A 15838-nucleotide genomic window follows, 5' to 3' on the forward strand; every position below is an offset into this window, starting at 1 on the left:
GCTATGTCAACGCAAACCTTGCGTCTTTATCTCACTCCTTGTGCTTGTTGCGCTTGGGCCCTTGCTCTTGGCCACACATTGGAGCATGGCGGCGCGTGATAACACCAGCGCAAAACTCTGCGCATATGCCCTTCCAAATTGATCCGCTCATTGGGACTTACGAGCCATGTCAAAACCATCACCCTCCTCATCATCGCCTCTCTCAAGCGCTCTCGTCACCGTTTTTGGTGGAGGCGGGTTTATCGGCAATTATGTCGTCCAGGCCCTGCTTGAGCGCGGAGCCCGGGTCAGGGTCGCCAGCCGCAAACCTGAGAAAAGCTGGCCGCTGAAGCCGCTCGCCAATCTGGGTCAGCTTACATTCGCGCGCTGCGACATTACCAAGCCTGAGCAAATCACCAAAGCGCTGAGCGGCGCTGAGTATGTGGTCAACCTTGTCGGGGCCTTTGATGGCGACCTTGGCACGCTCATGGGAGAGGCGCCTGGACAGATGGCAGCGCAGGCCAAGGCGAACGGGGTTAAGGGCTTTGTCCATATGAGCGCCATTGGCGCGGATGAAAACTCGCCAACCGCCTATGCCAAGGGCAAAGGCATGGGGGAGCGCCTTGTCAAACAAGGGTTTGAAAACGCGACCATCCTTCGTCCCTCCATTGTGTTTGGCAAGGACGATAACTTCCTCAATATGTTCGGCGGCCTGATCCAGATGGCGCCCGTGCTTCCTGTCTTCGGGCCAGATGCACAGCTTCAGCTGGTCTATGTTGACGACGTTGCCGAAGCGGTTGCTGTCGCGTTGGAAAACCCTGCCAAGCATGGCGGCAAGACCTTTGAGCTTGGCGGGCCAGAAGTTCTCACCATGATGGACATCAACACCCGCATTGCCGCCGCGTGTGGGCGCGATCCCAAGTTCATCGCCATGCCCGATGGCCTCAGCGGCCTTTTCGCCGCAATGCCATTGACCCCGATGAGCCGCGATCAATGGACTTTGCTCAAAGCGGGCAGCGTTGTTGCCGATGATGCCAACACGCTTGCCGACCTTGGTATTGATGCGCGGCCCCTTGGCTTGTTCCTTGACAAATGGATGACGCGTTACCGCAAGTTTGGCCGCTTTGGCCTTGCCAATGAACGCAATAAGAGCCGCACAACCAAGAGTTAGAAAACGCTCACTTTTTCGCAAGTTTTGACACACTTGACACACTGTTCAGGGGCCAAAAAACTTTGCCCTCCCACAACCCGTTAAAACACAGGGTTGAGGAGGGCGAAAGAGGCGCTGCATTCCCCTGCCTTAGATAGCGCGAAGCGAGTAGGAAAATGCAAGGATTGGTCAGCGCGGCTTAAAGCTGCTCTGAATAAAGCTTCAGCAAGTCCGCATAGGCTTTTTCAGCCGCTTCCTTGGCGTATGCCGGGCTGTCGAGCACGGTCCAACCGTGGTCACCGGCATAGACCTCTATCTTTACGGGACGCCCTGCTTCCTTTGCAGCGGCCGCGAACGCGTCCTTGTCGCCAGGGGCCTCGGCATCGTCGTCCTGCGCGACCCCGATCAGATAGCCAGCCGTGCTTGCCCCGAGCACTTTGTGCGGGCTCTTTGCATAGTCTTCGCGCACCAATCCGCCTCCGTGGAAGCTGGCCGCAGCCTTGATCCGGGATGGAACCGCTGCTGCGCTCCACACGGTGAAGGGGCCGCCCATGCAATAGCCTTGCGCGCCGATCCCTTTGGACGTGTCGACTGCAGCTTGTGCATCGAGCCATACCACCGCGGCCCCTGCATCGCGGCCAATCGAATCCGCATCGAGTTTCTCGCGCCAGGGGCGAACTTTCTGGAAGCCGTCCGCTTCGATAAAGGCGGCAAAATCAGCAAACTGTTCCCCTGCCACATCGCGGTAATAGGGGTTCATGATGAGAACCGAATAGCCTTCGCCTGCAAGCCGGGTTGCCATATTGATCTTGGACGCGCGAACCGAGGCGATGTCAGGCCAGAAGATGACAGCGGGGTGCTTGCCTTCGGACGGGTGGATGAACACGCCGTCCATTACGCCGTCAGCCGTTTCGAACGTCACATTGGTTTGTGTGATCGCAGGGGCGCCGGTTTCCCCGCTTGCTGTAACCGCATCGGGCGCACAAGCCGTCAGCGCCGCAGCGCCAGCCAGAACGCCAAGATCGCGCCGGCTAACCTGCCCGCGCGCCCATTCTTTGAGTTTCTTTTCATCGCACATCGTTCCGGCTCCTTTGAGATAGTCGTGTTCAGGGGCGAGTGATACGCATTCAAAGCGCCCATGGACAAGCGGCAATTTCCACGTCAGACTGCGTTTCAAGAGGGGACTTAAAAGTTCTGCGTGGGAGAGAGACAAGATGAAAAAGCTGTTTTGGGCAGCGCCTGTATTGGCAATGGGCGCTTTGGGTTTGGCATCATGCGAAGACATGGCTGGCTCAGGCGGCTCTGGCATCACGGCGGAAATGCTGCTGGGCGCGGCCGATGATAACGCCAATTGGATCACCCATGGCCGGACCTATTCCGAACAGCGTTTCTCTCCGCTCGACAAGATCAACGCCGGGAATGTGGGCGAGCTTGGCCTTGCATGGTTTGCCGATATGGACACAGCGCGCGGGCAAGAAGCAACGCCGCTCGTCATCGACGGCAAAATGTATCTCACCACCGCATGGTCGAAGGTGAAGGCATTTGATGCGACCACGGGTGAGCCTTTGTGGGATTATGATCCAGAGGTGCCCGGTGAAACCGGCGTCAAAGTGTGCTGCGATGTGGTCAACCGGGGTTTGGCCGCATGGGGCGATGACCTCTTCCTTGGCACACTTGATGGGCGGCTGGTGTCGCTTGACCGCGATAGCGGCGAGGTAAACTGGGAAGTCGTCACCGTCGATCAGGACATGGCCTATTCCATCACCGGCGCGCCGCGCATCATTGATGGCAAGGTTATCATCGGCAATGGCGGGGCAGAATTTGGCGTGCGCGGCTATATCGCCGCCTATGATGTCGAGGACGGCAGTGAGCTGTGGCGGTTCTACACCGTGCCCGATGGGACCGAAGGTGATGATGCGCCGGAGCATCTGAAAGCCGCCGCAAAGACCTGGAACATGGAAGTGCTTGCCGGGTCCGACGCGATTGGCGGCGGTGGTACGGTGTGGGATTCCATGGCCTATGACCCCGATCTAAACCTGCTGTATTTCGGCGTTGGCAACGGGAGCCCGTGGAACCAGGCTTACCGGTCACCGGGCGAAGATGGGACAGGCGAAGGTGACAACCTTTATCTTTCCAGCATCGTCGCGATCCGGCCTGATACGGGCGAATATGTCTGGCACTATCAAACAACGCCGGGCGAAACGTGGGACTACACCGCGACCCAGCACATCATCCTTGCCGATATGGAGATCGAGGGAAAGACGCGTCAGGTCTTGATGCAGGCACCCAAGAACGGGTTCTTTTATGTGATCGACCGGGCAACCGGCGAATTTATTTCGGCCAAGGAATACATCCCGCAAAACTGGGCTAAGGGGATTGATGAAAACGGTCGTCCGATCTTCAATCCAGAGGCGCGCATCGACAAGACGGGCAAACCGGCGATTGTGATGCCGGGGCCGCTTGGCGGGCATAACTGGCACCCCATGGCGTTCCACCCGGGCGAGGGCCTTGTTTATATCCCTGCCTTTGAAGCAGCCATGGCCTATGCTCCCGAAGCAGATTGGAAAGCGGACCGGGCGCGCGGGTTTAACGTGGGCTTTGATTTGGGGGCGGGTGATCTGCCGCCTGATCTTAACGTGCGGCGCGAGATTTACGGCACGGTCAAAGGCAAGCTGATGGCTTGGGACCCTGTGGCGCAGGAAGCGCGCTGGACCGTGGAATTTCCAGGGCCGTGGAATGGCGGATTGCTGGCAACGGGGGGCGACCTTGTGTTCCAAGGCAATTCCTCAAGCGAATTTGCCGCCTATAATGCGGCGAGTGGTGAAAAGCTTTGGAGCTTTGCTGCACAAACAGGGATTGTTGCCCCGCCCATCACCTATACCGTGGACGGCGAGCAATATGTGGCTGTGCTGGCCGGATGGGGCGGCGCATATGCGATTACGGCAGATGGCCATATGATCAATGAACAGGGACCAGTGCGCAATATTTCGCGTCTGCTGGTGTTCAAGATCGGCGGTGAGGCTGTGCTGCCCGACGTTCTGACCCTTGCTGAAATCCCGCTTGATCCGCCGCCATCACGTGCGGGCGCTGAAACGATTGCTTTGGGTAAGGTCAAATACGCTCGTTACTGCGCCGTGTGCCATGCGCCAGCTGCGGTTGGTTCGACCGAATTGCCGGACCTGCGCCGTTCAGGCACGCTAAGCGATGCGCAAAGCTGGCAGGCGGTGGTCCACGATGGCATCCTCAAAGACAACGGCATGGCGAGCTTTGCGACCTCCATGTCCAAGGACGAAATCGAAGCAATTCGCGCCTATGTCATCCAGCGGGCAAACGAGGACAAGGCTTTGGAGGCGGCCGATAAAAAAGGGGGCGCCAAGAAAGTGGCGCGAAGGTGATTTGGCGGTGAGGGGCGCCTAACCCCGGAATACCACCGTGCGGTTGCCGTTCATCAGCACACGCTCCCCTGCGAACAAACGCACCGCTTCGGCCAGCACGCGGCGTTCGATGTCGCGGCCTTTGCGCACCAGGTCAGCGGGGCTGTCAGAATGGGTGATGCGCTCCACATCCTGGTGGATGATCGGTCCTTCATCGAGGTCCGCTGTTACAAAGTGAGCGGTCGCCCCGATGATCTTGACCCCGCGCTCATGCGCCTGGTGGTAGGGCCGCGCGCCCTTGAAGCCGGGCAGGAACGAGTGGTGGATGTTGATGCATCGCCCTGCGAAATGCGCAGACTGCTCATCAGAGAATATCTGCATATACCGCGCAAGCACCACCAGTTCAGCCTCGGTCTCAGCTGCAATTTCGCGCACCCGCGCCTCGGCTTGCGGCTTGGTTTCCTTGGTCACGGGCACGTGGTGGAACGGAATATCGCCAATGTCAGTGCGGATGGCGACCTCGCGCGGGTGGTTGGAAACAATCGCCACCGGCTCGATGTTCAGCTCCCCCACCCGCAGGCGATAAAGCAAGTCGACAAGGCAATGGTCGCCCTTGGACACCATGATAATCACCCGGCGCGCACGATCGAGAGCGACGATCTTCCACTCCATCGCATATTCCGCGCCAAGCTTTGCAAAACTGCCGCGAAGCTCATCCGCATTGGTGCCGAGCGGGTCAAACGCCACTCGCATGAAAAAGCGGTCGCTGGTGGAATCGCGAAATTGCTGGGCGTCGAGGATATTGCATCCACGCTCAAAGAGGAACGCAGTCACCCGCGCAGTGATGCCGGTCTGGTCGGCGCAGGTCAGCGTCAGAACTAGAGGAGAGCTCATAAGTGGGCTGCGCTCACATCTTCATGCGCGCGGATTGGCCATCATCAACCTTGATGACAGCGCCGGTCACGCATTCGCTAGACGGGCTGACGAGATAGAGCAGCGTTGAGTCCATTTGCGCGGGCACCGGCACGCGTTTGCGGGCCAGCATCGGGCGCGGATCACCTATGCGTTCAAACATGCCGTCGGTCATCTCGGTCACGAACATACCGGGGCAAATCGCATTCACGTTGATATTGGCATAGGACCACTCGACGCTGAGCGTTTCGGTCATCCGGGCAAGCGCGGTTTTAGTGGTCGCGTAAAGCGCCGCCCCGCCCCCGTCATAGCGGTAATGCGCGGTCGAGGAGATGTTGACGATGCGTCCCGGTTTATTGGCCTCAAGCAGCCGCCTCGCCACTTCGCATGAAAGAATCCACGGCGCGCGCAGGTTCACGCCCAGCACCCGGTCGATGAGTTCCAACTCCATCTTGTGCGCGCGCTGTGCATCGGGAATGCCCGCATTGTTGATGAGGATATCAACGATGCCAAGCTCGCGCTCAGCAGTCTCGACTGCGTTGATCAGAGCATCCGCATCGGTTGCGTCCATTTCGATAGCGACAGCCTTGCCGCCGGACGCATTGATTTCCGCTGCGAGCGCCTCAAGCCGGTCTACCCGCCGCGCGCACAAGGCAACGCTTGCGCCCTGGCTGGCGAGCACACGAGCAAATCGCTCGCCAAATCCGGAAGATGCCCCAGTCACCAAAGCCACATGGCCCGAAAGGTCGGTAGAGGCATTGGGCAGCGGGAATTCTTGGGGTTGGTCCTCGCTCATCGGGGTCACCTTCCTGCCAATGCCGCTTCGCATTGCTCCATCAGCTGCGTGATGATGTCTGCGACAGGCTCTTCGCTGGTCACCATGCCGACCGATTGACCAGCCATAAGAGAGCCATTTTCAATATCGCCATCAATCACCGCGCGGCGCAAGGCCCCTGCCCAGAAGTGTTCGATTTCAAGCTGTGCTGCGCCCATATCGACTTCCTTGCGGTCGAGCATTCCAGCCACTTCGATCTGCTTTTTGGTGAATTCCTCGGTGCCCTTGTTTTTGAGCGCGCGCACCGGGATCACGGGGAGACGCGGGTCCACTTGGACGCTTGCCTCTGCATCGCGGGCCTTGGCGCGGAAGAACGCCTTTTTGAAATCGGGGTGCGCAATGCTTTCAGATGCGCAGGCGAAGCGTGTTCCCAGTTGAACACCGCAAGCGCCCATCTCAAGATAGCTCGCAATCGCCTCGCCCCGGCCAATGCCGCCTGCGACAAAGACCACATGATCTTCGGCCAAGGCGGGCAGGAATTCCTGTGCCAGAACGCTTGTGGCAACCGGGCCGATGTGGCCGCCTGCCTCCATCCCTTCGATCACCAAGGCATCGCCGCCAGAACGCAGCAGCTTTTTCGCGAGTGCCAGTGTGGGCGCAAAGACGATGACCTTGCCGCCAAACGCCTTGATCGCTTCGACACTGCCCTTGGGCGGGATGCCACCTGCGAGCACGACGTGACTAACGCTGTATTTCTTGCAGACCTCGATAAGGTCGAACAATTGCGGGTGCATGGTGATGAGGTTCACGCCAAAGGGCTTGTCCGTCATCGCCTTGGTTGCGGCGATTTCGGCATCGAGCAGGTCAGGCGTCATTGCCCCGCAAGCAATCACGCCAAAGCCGCCAGCGTTTGAAATGGCGGAGACAAGATTGCGCTCAGACACCCAGCTCATCGCGCCGCAAAGGATGGCGGTTTCGCAGCCGAGAAAGTCGGTGCCGCGCTGCATCATGGCAGCGGTTTTTGAATAGTTGCTCATAGGAAGGCTCGCTTAAGCGGCGCCTGCGCAAAGATCAATCGTGATACACAATACGCACCCCTCGTGCCGTAGCGGCAGCAAGCGCGCGTGCTTCTTCTGTATCCTGACCCTTGGCAAGCGCGACAGCCATGCGGCGATAGGGGCGCGTAGCAGGCTTGCCGAAAATGCGGACATCGGCGGTGTCGTGGACCGCGAGCGCTGCATCCACCCCTTCAAAGCCGAAGTCCTCGCTGTCGCGGTCTGCAAGGATCACGGCGGAAGCCGACGGGCGGGCGTGGATGGTCGCTGGCACGGGCAGGCCAAGGATGGCCCGGGCGTGGAGGTCGAATTCGGTCAGATCCTGGCTTGCGAGGGTAACCATGCCGGTGTCGTGCGGCCGGGGCGAAACTTCCGAAAAGATTACATCGTCGCCGCAAACGAAGAACTCGACCCCGAACAGGCCCCAGCCCTTGCCTCCCCCTTTAAGCGCCTCGACGACTTTGACGGCCATCTCTTGCGCCTTGGCAATTGCGCCTTGCGACATTGCCGTGGGCTGCCAGCTTTCCTGATAATCGCCGCGTTCTTGCCTGTGGCCGATGGGCGGGCAAAAGCTGATGCCATTCTTGTGGCGCACGGTCAGAAGCGTGATTTCATAGTCAAAGGCGATGAACTCCTCGACGATCACCCTCGCCCTGTCGCCGCGCATATTTGCGCAAGCATAATCCCACGCTTCTTCGAGACCCTCGGCGTTATCGACCTTGCTCTGCCCTTTGCCCGACGAGCTCATCACAGGCTTTATCACGCAAGGGAAACCCGAGTGCTCAGCCGCCGCGCGCACTTCCTCAAGGCTGGTCGCATAGCGATAGCGCGAGGTGGTGAGGCCAAGCTCGCCCGCTGCCAAATCACGGATGGCATCGCGGTTCATGGTCAGCTGTGCCGCGCGCGCAGAGGGAACAATGTTAAAGCCCTCGCTTTCAAGTTCGCCCAGAACCTCGGTGCGGATCGCTTCGATTTCGGGGACGATATAATCGGGGCGGTGTTTTTCAGCAGCGACGCGCAAAGCCGCGCCGTCGAGCATGGAGAAAACCTCGCGCGCATCGGCAACTTGCATGGCGGGGGCATTGTCATAAGCATCGCAAGCAATGACCCGGGCGCCCAAACGCTTGGCTGAAATGACAAATTCGCGGCCCAGTTCGCCTGAGCCCAGAAGGAGGATGGTGGCAGTGTGTGACATGGCGCGCAGGCTTAGCGTAGTGGAAGCCCGCCTCCAAGTACGTTCAAATCGCCCTTTCTGTGTCAGGCACGCGGCAATGGGTGCCGCGCCAAACAAACCGGTTAACCTGCGCGGCGCGAAGCACGCACCACCACATTCTCCATCGCCCGTTCGATCAGGTGGCCACTCAACAGGTTGGAATGCGGCCGGCAAATCGCAGTTTGCATGCCTCCTGCAGCGCGCGCCATCACCAAGCCAAGCTCAGCTTGTCGGATCGTCCATTCCGGGCTCATCGCCGCCTTTGCAATGCCTGCGCTTGCGCCAAACTCCGGCTTGCATCCGCTTTCAGGCATCGCAAGCCCAGCAAAAACCTGCAGCACATCAGCTGCCCATTCGCGCGCTGCCCTCGGAGCCATACCGGGCAGGATAACGCCAAATCGCTCATCATCGACCTGGGCCAAGATATGGTCCTGATCCGCAATCGTCTCAAGAAACCGAGCAAATCCCCACCTGACCTCATCGGCGGTTGTTTGGCCGTACTGCATATAAATCGCGCGCATGCCGTCGATCGCAAAGATCGCAACGCTCGCCGTTTCATTCAGAGCAAGACTTCCATCTAGGCAGCGAACAAATGCGCGGCGATCAGCAAGCCCTGTCAACCGGTCACTTATCCGCGGAGTTTCCAAATGACAGGTGGTTTCACATTTGCGCTCAACCAATTGCAAAGTGCCAAGCGCGCCGCGGCCCGATTGCCCATCATTGCCGATGCAACTGAGCTTTAACAGGCACCATTGCTGGTCGTGCTCGGAACACTGCATACCTTGTTGAGAGGCGACCGAGCCAAATTCATCGGTGCTGTGAGGGGTGACAATCGGAAATTCGATAGCCTCTTCTTCGCACTCTCCGGCGATTACGTGTTCAAAGTATTGCGTCACTTTGTGCTGAAAATCAGCGACCGCAAAATCGGCGATATGCGGCATTAAAAGCAGCGCTTCAAAATCGATGCCAAGCTGCCTCGCGTTTTGCGATGCGTTTACGATAAAACCGGCGCGATCAAGGCGAATGAGAATATCATCTGCCGGGTCACACTCTTGTATTTGTGGCGCGCAAGCGCCTGCGTTATGAGAATGCATAGTCATGCAGTCTGCCCCCGAATAATCAACTACAACCCCGTCCGACTCATTCAGAGTAAAGACACAGCGTAAACTAACTTTCAAAGGCCAATGATGAGAAAATCTCTACTCTTTTATGAGCTTGTTATGCGACCTGTTAGCTAACGCTAAGTAACTGAACTAAAAAACGAATCGTCGTGATCTCCGTTTACCATAAATCGACAAAAGTGTTCTATCCCATGTAAGCCTCGGCTGATCGGAATCGCCTCAAACTTCGATCATTATACGAACACATTCCGGGCTGGTTCCATACTCCGAAGCTATACGTAAGCGACATTCCTCAACCAGGTTTTCACTCTTCTTTTGGTCGCTGGAACCCGACAATTCGGCTTCCGAAATGCCAAGTACTTGAGCGATAGCGCTAATACGCTCTGGCAGGGGGCGAGCCTTGCCTTTTTCCCATGCCCAAACGGTTGGTTTGCTGACCCCCAAGGCATTGGCGACTTGTTCCAATGTCATGGAACGTTCGCGGCGAAGGCGATTGAGTTGCTGCCCAAATTGAGCGCTGTTGGAGGAGCGACCAAACGAAGGCGCTGCCGTCTGAGGCTGTGCACTGGGCGCCTGGTGTCTTCCAAGAGGTTCTGATTGCAACTGCGTGGCGGCAAGCGCGGCTTCTCCCAAAGCCTGTTCAAATGCGCAGCCATAAAGCTGCTCGCTCACCCATACGATCTCTGCTCCCACCGGGCCCACATCAGGAAGGCCAATCGCCAGCCGGTCCCCGGGGATCAGCTCAAGCTGCGTCTCGATAAGAAGGCCGGCTGCTGACAGGTTGTGGATCGTTACATTGGCTGGCCTACCGCCTTGGGAGACCGCCTGCGTTTGCAATGTCAAAGCACGGCGCGGGTGCCGCCTGCCATCAAGAGTAACGCCGTCTTCGCTATCAACAGTTTCGAGGTGGGCTTTCAACGCCATTACGTAAGGCTCCTATGTGGAGGAGCCAGATTCCGGCGAAAAAGGTAAAGGCGCGGTTAGCAAACAAGGTTAATTGCGCTGGAACGCGCCCTTATGAGGTTAAGCGTTACCAATCCAATGCCCAGAAGCATGATTAGCGGGTCGATTAGTCGGCTGCGTCGAGGCCGTAAGCTGTGTGAAGCACACGTACGGCAAGTTCGGTTTCGTCTTCATCAATCAGCACGCTGACCTTGATTTCGGAGGTCGAGATTGCCTGAATGTTGATGCCGCGATCCGACAGCGCGCTGAACATGGTGCTGGCAACGCCGGCGTGGCTTTTCATGCCGACGCCCACCACGGAAATCTTGGCCACTTTGCTGTCTGTGATGATGCGGTTGAAACCGATGTCTTCGCGTCGGTCATCCAAAAGCGCCTGTGTGCGGGCAAGGTCAGCGCCCGGCACGGTGAAGGTCACGTCGGTTTCGCCTTTGTCGCGGCCGACGTTCTGAATGATCATATCGACATTGATCGAAGCGTCCGCAAGCGGGGCAAAGATATCGGCCACAGCGCCAGGCTTATCGGGCACGCGGGTGAGCGTCACTTTGGCTTCGTTCTTGTCGTGTGCGATACCGGTTACAAGTTGGCGTTCCATTTCGCCCCTTTCGACCATGAGTTCCATTTCTTCATCCGACACAATCAATGTGCCGGGCAGTTCATCAGCGGGGACGGCATCTTCGCCCACAAAGCTGGAGAGCACCTGGATGCGCACGCCTGCTTTCATCGCAAGTCCCACAGATCGGGTCTGAAGGACCTTTGCCCCGACGGACGCGAGTTCAAGCATCTCTTCGTAAGTGACCGCTTTGAGCTTGCGCGCTTTCGCCACAATGCGCGGGTCGGTGGTGTAGACCCCGTCCACATCGGTATAAATGTCACAGCGATCCGCTTTCACCGCCGCCGCCACAGCGACCGCCGACGTATCAGAGCCGCCTCGGCCAAGGGTCGTCACACGGCCCTCATCCGAGACACCTTGAAAGCCCGGACAAACGGCGATTTCGCCCGCTTCCATGCTGGCGATCATATCGGGGGCATCGATGGTGGAGACACGCGCCTTTGAATGGGCCTCAACCGTCTTCATCGGCATTTGCCAGCCAAGCCAGCTGCGTGCTTTACAGCCCAGCGATTGCAGAGTGAGCGCCAGAAGCCCGCTGGTCACCTGCTCGCCGCTCGATACAACCACGTCATATTCCGCCGGATCATACAGCGCATTGGCCTCGCGGCAGAAATTGACGAGGCGATCGGTTTCGCCCGCCATCGCGCTGACGACAACGGCGACCTCGGAGTTGTTTGCGGCCTGTGCGCGCACAATATTGGCGACGCGGCGAATCCGCTCGGTCCCCGCCATCGAGGTCCCGCCAAACTTCATCACAATTCTTTGCTTTTTCTCGGCCAAGCCCATGAAGCTCCCGCTAGTTAAGTATCGTTCGCGCTGCTAACGAGGGTCTATGGGAAACGCAAACACATCTGACGTAACAATCCGTCCCGAAGAGGCCGCCTTCTTTGCTGATCTTGCAAAAGACTGGTGGAACCCGAAGGGAAAAATGGCGAGCCTGCATCAGGTGAACCCGGTACGCCTTGCCTTCATCCGTTCAGCGGTTGATGCGCATTTTGGGACAGATGCGCGAGGGATCAGGCCGCTTGCGGGCAAGACCGCGCTCGACATTGGATGCGGCGCGGGGTTGGTGTGTGAACCGCTTTCCCGGCTTGGCGCAGCAGTGACCGGCGTCGATGCAGCGTCCGACAATGTTCAGGCCGCCAGCGCTCACGCCGAGGCGGGCGGGCTCGACATCCGCTATATTGCGGGAGAGGTCGCATCGCTCGATATTGGCACCTTTGATCTGGTTACCAGCCTTGAGGTGGTCGAACATGTCGCGGACAAGCGCGCGTTCTTGCGCGATGTGGCGGACCGGCTGGCACCGGGCGGATTGCTCGTGCTTTCCACCCCCAACCGTACGGCTGCCTCGCGCGTGCTGCTTGTCGGCGCGGCAGAGGCAGTGGGATATGTCCCCAAAGGCACGCACCATTGGAAAGATTTTATCACGCCAGAAGAACTGGAAGAGCTCCTCGCAGAGCTTGGCTTTGAAGTGACAGAGCGGCGCGGCATCGCATGGCGGCCGGGCAAGGGCCTGCACCTGTCCGATGACGAGGTGCTCAATTACATTTTGAGCGCGCGGGTGAAGCGTTAGTCCGACCTCCCTCGTCATCCTGAACTTGATTCAGGATAACACGTCGACCCGGCCACCAAGCTCAAAGGGTTATGCTGAAACAAGTTCAGCATGACGATTCTGCTACAAGATTCGCGCGGCCTGCTCGGGGCTCGGCACCCAGCATTCCTCGCGTTTGCCGAACCATTTGTAACGATTGCGCGCGATGAGCTTGTAGACGGGATCGCGAAGAAAGCGCGGGACGATGCGGAAAATCACCGCTGCGCGCCACGGAAGCCCAAGCTGCGACCACATATGCAGCACCGCATCGCTGTTCATCCAGATGCGCCCGCCCTCACTCTCAGGGTCGAGGATGATAAAGCTTGTGGGATCATCGGGATCAAGCCCCGCGTGAACCATGATCGCAGCGCCCGCGTCGTCCTGCATGGCGGCCAGCCGAAACCGGCCCTCACGATCATTCTTCAAAACAAAGCGCGCATTTGCCGTGCACAACACGCACACGCCGTCAAACACGATGATCGGCTTGTCGCGGGGAAGCGTCGCAAAGGCGGATGGGTCAGCGGCCATCCTCTTGCTCCACAAGGGCGACAAACTCTTTCACATTGTCGGTAAAGAAACCGTCCGCCCCGCTCGCAAGCGCTGCTGCCCATAGCATCCGCCACTTGCCATCTGCCGAAGGCCCGCCTTCGTTTTGCAAGCTTTCGGGAAGAAACCCGTTTTCCTTGCGCAAGGTCCATGGGTGCACCGCCAATCCTTGGGCCTTTGCATCTGCCACCAATGATGTTTGCTCCAATGTTTGAGGGTCGATCACATAGCCAAGCCATGGCCCGATCCCATCGGCGTAAGTCGCAAGCTCCGCCAAGCCGCTGGGCGTAATCATCTCGGCATAGCGCATTTCGGGCTCGTCCACCGGACCACCTTCGGGGTGGATCAATTGCACAAGCTTATAGTCGCTGCGCTGGTTCAGGCGGCGCAAAGTGCCCACTTCAAAGCATTGGATGAAAATCGGGTCGCTTGGTTCAATCCCCAAGTTGCGAAGTTCGCGCAGCATCAGGTCGACCATGTCGATACCTTCCGCCTCAAGCATGAAATTGGGGTGTTTAAGCTCAGGGTAAAGGCCGATTTTGCGGCCCGTCTCGGCCTCTTTTGCACGGACCAGTTTGACGATCTCTTCAAAGGTTGGAACCTGATACAGACCGTTGAAGCGCGTGTTTGCAGGGCGGCTTGCGGGCACGCGTTCCTTGGCGCGAAGCGTGCGCAATTCCTCAAGAGTGAAATCCTCTGCGAACCAGCCGGCCACGCGCTGGCCATCGATGGTCTTCTCGCGGCGCAAATGCTCAAATTCTTCGCGGCCTGCCACATCTGTTGTGCCTGACAGCTCGTTCTCATGGCGAGAGACAAGCTCCAGATCCTTGGTCACCACAAGGTCAGGCTCGATAAAATCGGCTCCCTGATCAATCGCCAGCTCGTAAGCGGCAAGAGTGTGTTCGGGCCGGTCGCCGCTGGCGCCTCTGTGTGCGATTATCAAGGGATCACCTGTAGCCATTGCGGGAGCGGAAACCATAAGGAGCGCGGCAAACGCACTCACAAAAAACAAGCGGACCATTCATCTTCCTTGAAACCCACGAGGATGCCATTTTCGTGCTCTACCACTGGGCGTTTGATCATAGAGGGGTGCTGAACAAGCAAGGCTACGACTTTGTTACTATCAGCCGCATCCGCTTTTTCAGTATCGGACAATTTGCGAAATGTGGTGCCGCGTTTGTTGAGCACAATGTCTACGCCCTTGCCCGCGATCCAGGAGGCCACTTTGCCAGCATCAGCGCCCTCTTTCTTGTAGTCGTGGAATGCGTATTCCAGACCGTTAGCATCGAGCCAATTTCGCGCCTTCTTGACGGTGTCGCAATTGGGGATGCCGTAAAGGTGGATGGTCATTGAGGGCTTGGTCCTTTGGGCAAAGAATTCGCTTCAGCGAGCACGCTCTAGCCCAAGCTCCAGCCGGACAACAGGGCCAATTTCGCGCATGCTTCGCCTGTTTATAGGGCCAACGTCTTCGGAGCCAATTTTCAAGGGGGCAGCCTTTTTAAGGGGCAGCGATCGCGCTTAACGGACCCTTTAGTGTTTGTCCTTAAGGAGGGGTTGAATCTTAGGGAAGACCATGACCAAAACGCCTTTTAAATCCGCTCTGGCAAAACTCGCTCTTGCCGCTGGCGCCATTTCGCTTGGCTTTGCTCCTGTTGCGGCCAGCGCTGGCACGCGCGCCGGGGACAATGCCCCTGTTTACAGCTCATCTTACAGCTCAGCCCAATCGCAGCCCGGAATAGGACGTAGCGCAGAGGGCGAACAAGTGGGCGCGAGCGCTCCGGTCTACTTCATCCTCGCAGCCATTCTCGGGACGTGGGCAACCGTATTTGTTGCCAAATCGTCGGACGTCTTGTTTGACGATGATGAAGAGGATGACGGGTTCCAGTCAGCGGGCGTCTAACTCTGGCCTGGCTGGCGGCCCAAATGCGCATCTGCAATCGCGACCGCTAGGGCATCAGCCGCATCTGTCCCGACCACTTTTGCGCCGGGCAAAAGCACCTTGATCATCGCGCCGACCTGCGATTTGTCAGCGCCGCCTGTTCCCACAACCGCTTTTTTCACCAGCCGCGCGGCGTGTTCATTCACACTGAGTGACGCGCCCCCGCACGCCGCTAAGACGCATCCGCGCGCCTGAGCAAGTTTCAGCGTCGACTTAGGGTTTTCATTGACGAAAACCTCCTCGCACGCGGCACGGTCCGGGCGATGCTCGGCAATAACGCTCGCAATACCGCCGTGCAGCAGCGCCAAGCGTTCAGCCATGGGAGCCTTCGCATGGGTTTTAATCTGACCATTGGCGATATGGGTCAGGCGCGAGCCTTCGCTGCGGATGACGCCCCACCCAGTGCAGGTCAGCGATGGATCAAGGCCTAGAATTATAGTCACTTTATTCCCAACCCTCCCGCCCGCGGGAGGGTCGCGAGACTTGGCGAGCCACCGGCGAGCCTTAGTCGCAGCGGGGTGGGCCTTGCAGGCCCATGCCCACCCCTGACCCCTCCCGCAAGCGGGAGGGAAAGATTCAAAGCCCCACCATAAATCCAAGCCGCCACACA

Annotated in this window: 16 protein-coding genes; 4 read left to right on the forward strand and 12 right to left on the reverse strand. The window is 58.3% G+C overall.

Translation table 11 applies throughout. The annotated features are described in order from the left end of the window. Positions 1 to 166 precede the first annotated feature (166 nt). Positions 167 to 1150: a complex I NDUFA9 subunit family protein gene (locus EH31_RS10725; protein WP_034960343.1), complete on the forward strand. Its 984-nt coding sequence runs from the start codon at positions 167 to 169 to the stop codon at positions 1148 to 1150. A gap of 178 nt (positions 1151 to 1328) precedes the next feature. Here the strand turns inward: EH31_RS10725 and EH31_RS10730 are convergent, their stop codons facing one another. Then, entirely contained in the window at positions 1329 to 2306 is a 978-nt protein-coding gene (locus EH31_RS10730; protein ID WP_338390480.1) for a dienelactone hydrolase family protein, read from the reverse strand. A gap of 37 nt (positions 2307 to 2343) precedes the next feature. Between EH31_RS10730 and EH31_RS10735 the strand changes: the two genes are divergently transcribed. Further along, entirely contained in the window at positions 2344 to 4524 is a 2181-nt protein-coding gene (locus EH31_RS10735) for a PQQ-dependent dehydrogenase, methanol/ethanol family (protein WP_034960345.1), read from the forward strand. 18 nt (positions 4525 to 4542) lie between these two features. Here the strand turns inward: EH31_RS10735 and purU are convergent, their stop codons facing one another. From purU to EH31_RS10770, 7 genes are all read right to left on the reverse strand, one after another. Continuing rightward, positions 4543 to 5397: a formyltetrahydrofolate deformylase gene (purU, locus tag EH31_RS10740; RefSeq protein WP_034960346.1), complete on the reverse strand. Its 855-nt coding sequence runs from the start codon at positions 5395 to 5397 to the stop codon at positions 4543 to 4545. A 13-nt stretch (positions 5398 to 5410) separates the two neighbouring features. Continuing rightward, positions 5411 to 6211: an SDR family NAD(P)-dependent oxidoreductase gene (locus tag EH31_RS10745; RefSeq protein ID WP_034960347.1), complete on the reverse strand. Its 801-nt coding sequence runs from the start codon at positions 6209 to 6211 to the stop codon at positions 5411 to 5413. Positions 6212 to 6216: 5 nt separating this feature from the next. Next, positions 6217 to 7227, reverse strand: coding sequence for an NAD(P)H-dependent flavin oxidoreductase (locus EH31_RS10750; protein WP_034960348.1), 1011 nt, complete (start codon positions 7225 to 7227; stop codon positions 6217 to 6219). 34 nt (positions 7228 to 7261) lie between these two features. After that, positions 7262 to 8440 (reverse strand): formate-dependent phosphoribosylglycinamide formyltransferase, encoded by a 1179-nt coding sequence (purT, locus tag EH31_RS10755; RefSeq protein ID WP_034960350.1) that lies wholly within the window; start codon positions 8438 to 8440, stop codon positions 7262 to 7264. Positions 8441 to 8541: 101 nt separating this feature from the next. Further along, a complete protein-coding gene (locus EH31_RS10760; protein ID WP_081853364.1) occupies positions 8542 to 9558 on the reverse strand; it encodes a GGDEF domain-containing protein in 1017 nt (338 codons plus the stop codon). 240 nt (positions 9559 to 9798) lie between these two features. Then, positions 9799 to 10503 (reverse strand): helix-turn-helix domain-containing protein, encoded by a 705-nt coding sequence (locus tag EH31_RS10765; protein ID WP_034960352.1) that lies wholly within the window; start codon positions 10501 to 10503, stop codon positions 9799 to 9801. Positions 10504 to 10648: 145 nt separating this feature from the next. After that, entirely contained in the window at positions 10649 to 11905 is a 1257-nt protein-coding gene (locus tag EH31_RS10770) for an aspartate kinase (protein ID WP_199797024.1), read from the reverse strand. 79 nt (positions 11906 to 11984) lie between these two features. Here EH31_RS10770 and ubiG point away from each other — a divergent pair, with 79 nt between their 5' ends. Further along, positions 11985 to 12725: a bifunctional 2-polyprenyl-6-hydroxyphenol methylase/3-demethylubiquinol 3-O-methyltransferase UbiG gene (ubiG, locus tag EH31_RS10775; protein ID WP_034960355.1), complete on the forward strand. Its 741-nt coding sequence runs from the start codon at positions 11985 to 11987 to the stop codon at positions 12723 to 12725. 102 nt (positions 12726 to 12827) lie between these two features. Here the strand turns inward: ubiG and EH31_RS10780 are convergent, their stop codons facing one another. From EH31_RS10780 to EH31_RS10790, 3 genes are read right to left on the reverse strand one after another with little or no spacing between them, the layout of a single operon-like run. Then, the gene (locus tag EH31_RS10780) at positions 12828 to 13271 is read right to left on the reverse strand and encodes a thiol-disulfide oxidoreductase DCC family protein (RefSeq protein WP_034960356.1); all 444 of its coding nucleotides are present in this window, start codon (positions 13269 to 13271) and stop codon (positions 12828 to 12830) included. Next, the gene (locus tag EH31_RS10785; protein WP_034960357.1) at positions 13261 to 14310 is read right to left on the reverse strand and encodes a glycerophosphodiester phosphodiesterase family protein; all 1050 of its coding nucleotides are present in this window, start codon (positions 14308 to 14310) and stop codon (positions 13261 to 13263) included. Before EH31_RS10785 ends, EH31_RS10780 begins: the two co-directional genes overlap by 11 nt. Further along, positions 14289 to 14639, reverse strand: a complete 351-nt coding sequence (locus EH31_RS10790; RefSeq protein WP_034960358.1) for an arsenate reductase — start codon at positions 14637 to 14639, stop codon at positions 14289 to 14291. The genes EH31_RS10785 and EH31_RS10790 overlap by 22 nt, the downstream gene beginning before the upstream one ends. A gap of 223 nt (positions 14640 to 14862) precedes the next feature. Here EH31_RS10790 and EH31_RS10795 point away from each other — a divergent pair, with 223 nt between their 5' ends. After that, the gene (locus EH31_RS10795) at positions 14863 to 15189 is read left to right on the forward strand and encodes a hypothetical protein (protein WP_034960359.1); all 327 of its coding nucleotides are present in this window, start codon (positions 14863 to 14865) and stop codon (positions 15187 to 15189) included. On the opposite strand, the gene ruvC is transcribed toward EH31_RS10795, so the two are convergent. Then, entirely contained in the window at positions 15186 to 15671 is a 486-nt protein-coding gene (gene ruvC / locus EH31_RS10800; protein WP_034960361.1) for a crossover junction endodeoxyribonuclease RuvC, read from the reverse strand. The two genes, EH31_RS10795 and ruvC, sit on opposite strands and share 4 nt — an antisense overlap. Positions 15672 to 15838: the final 167 nt, after the last annotated feature.

Source organism: Erythrobacter longus (assembly GCF_000715015.1).
Lineage (GTDB): Bacteria > Pseudomonadota > Alphaproteobacteria > Sphingomonadales > Sphingomonadaceae > Erythrobacter > Erythrobacter longus.

What these genes read in the sequence shown, in the direction of transcription:
- EH31_RS10770 (WP_199797024.1), bottom strand. Translation starts at nt 11,905, where the DNA reads ATGAAGTTTGGCGGGACCTCGATGGCGGGGACCGAGCGGATTCGCCGC.
- purT (WP_034960350.1), bottom strand. Translation starts at nt 8,440, where the DNA reads ATGTCACACACTGCCACCATCCTCCTTCTGGGCTCAGGCGAACTGGGC.
- EH31_RS10765 (WP_034960352.1), bottom strand. Translation starts at nt 10,503, where the DNA reads ATGGCGTTGAAAGCCCACCTCGAAACTGTTGATAGCGAAGACGGCGTT.
- EH31_RS10785 (WP_034960357.1), bottom strand. Translation starts at nt 14,310, where the DNA reads ATGGTCCGCTTGTTTTTTGTGAGTGCGTTTGCCGCGCTCCTTATGGTT.
- EH31_RS10760 (WP_081853364.1), bottom strand. Translation starts at nt 9,558, where the DNA reads ATGACTATGCATTCTCATAACGCAGGCGCTTGCGCGCCACAAATACAA.
- EH31_RS10725 (WP_034960343.1), top strand. Translation starts at nt 167, where the DNA reads ATGTCAAAACCATCACCCTCCTCATCATCGCCTCTCTCAAGCGCTCTC.
- EH31_RS10780 (WP_034960356.1), bottom strand. Translation starts at nt 13,271, where the DNA reads ATGGCCGCTGACCCATCCGCCTTTGCGACGCTTCCCCGCGACAAGCCG.
- EH31_RS10795 (WP_034960359.1), top strand. Translation starts at nt 14,863, where the DNA reads ATGACCAAAACGCCTTTTAAATCCGCTCTGGCAAAACTCGCTCTTGCC.
- EH31_RS10735 (WP_034960345.1), top strand. Translation starts at nt 2,344, where the DNA reads ATGAAAAAGCTGTTTTGGGCAGCGCCTGTATTGGCAATGGGCGCTTTG.
- EH31_RS10745 (WP_034960347.1), bottom strand. Translation starts at nt 6,211, where the DNA reads ATGAGCGAGGACCAACCCCAAGAATTCCCGCTGCCCAATGCCTCTACC.
- purU (WP_034960346.1), bottom strand. Translation starts at nt 5,397, where the DNA reads ATGAGCTCTCCTCTAGTTCTGACGCTGACCTGCGCCGACCAGACCGGC.
- ubiG (WP_034960355.1), top strand. Translation starts at nt 11,985, where the DNA reads ATGGGAAACGCAAACACATCTGACGTAACAATCCGTCCCGAAGAGGCC.
- EH31_RS10790 (WP_034960358.1), bottom strand. Translation starts at nt 14,639, where the DNA reads ATGACCATCCACCTTTACGGCATCCCCAATTGCGACACCGTCAAGAAG.
- EH31_RS10750 (WP_034960348.1), bottom strand. Translation starts at nt 7,227, where the DNA reads ATGAGCAACTATTCAAAAACCGCTGCCATGATGCAGCGCGGCACCGAC.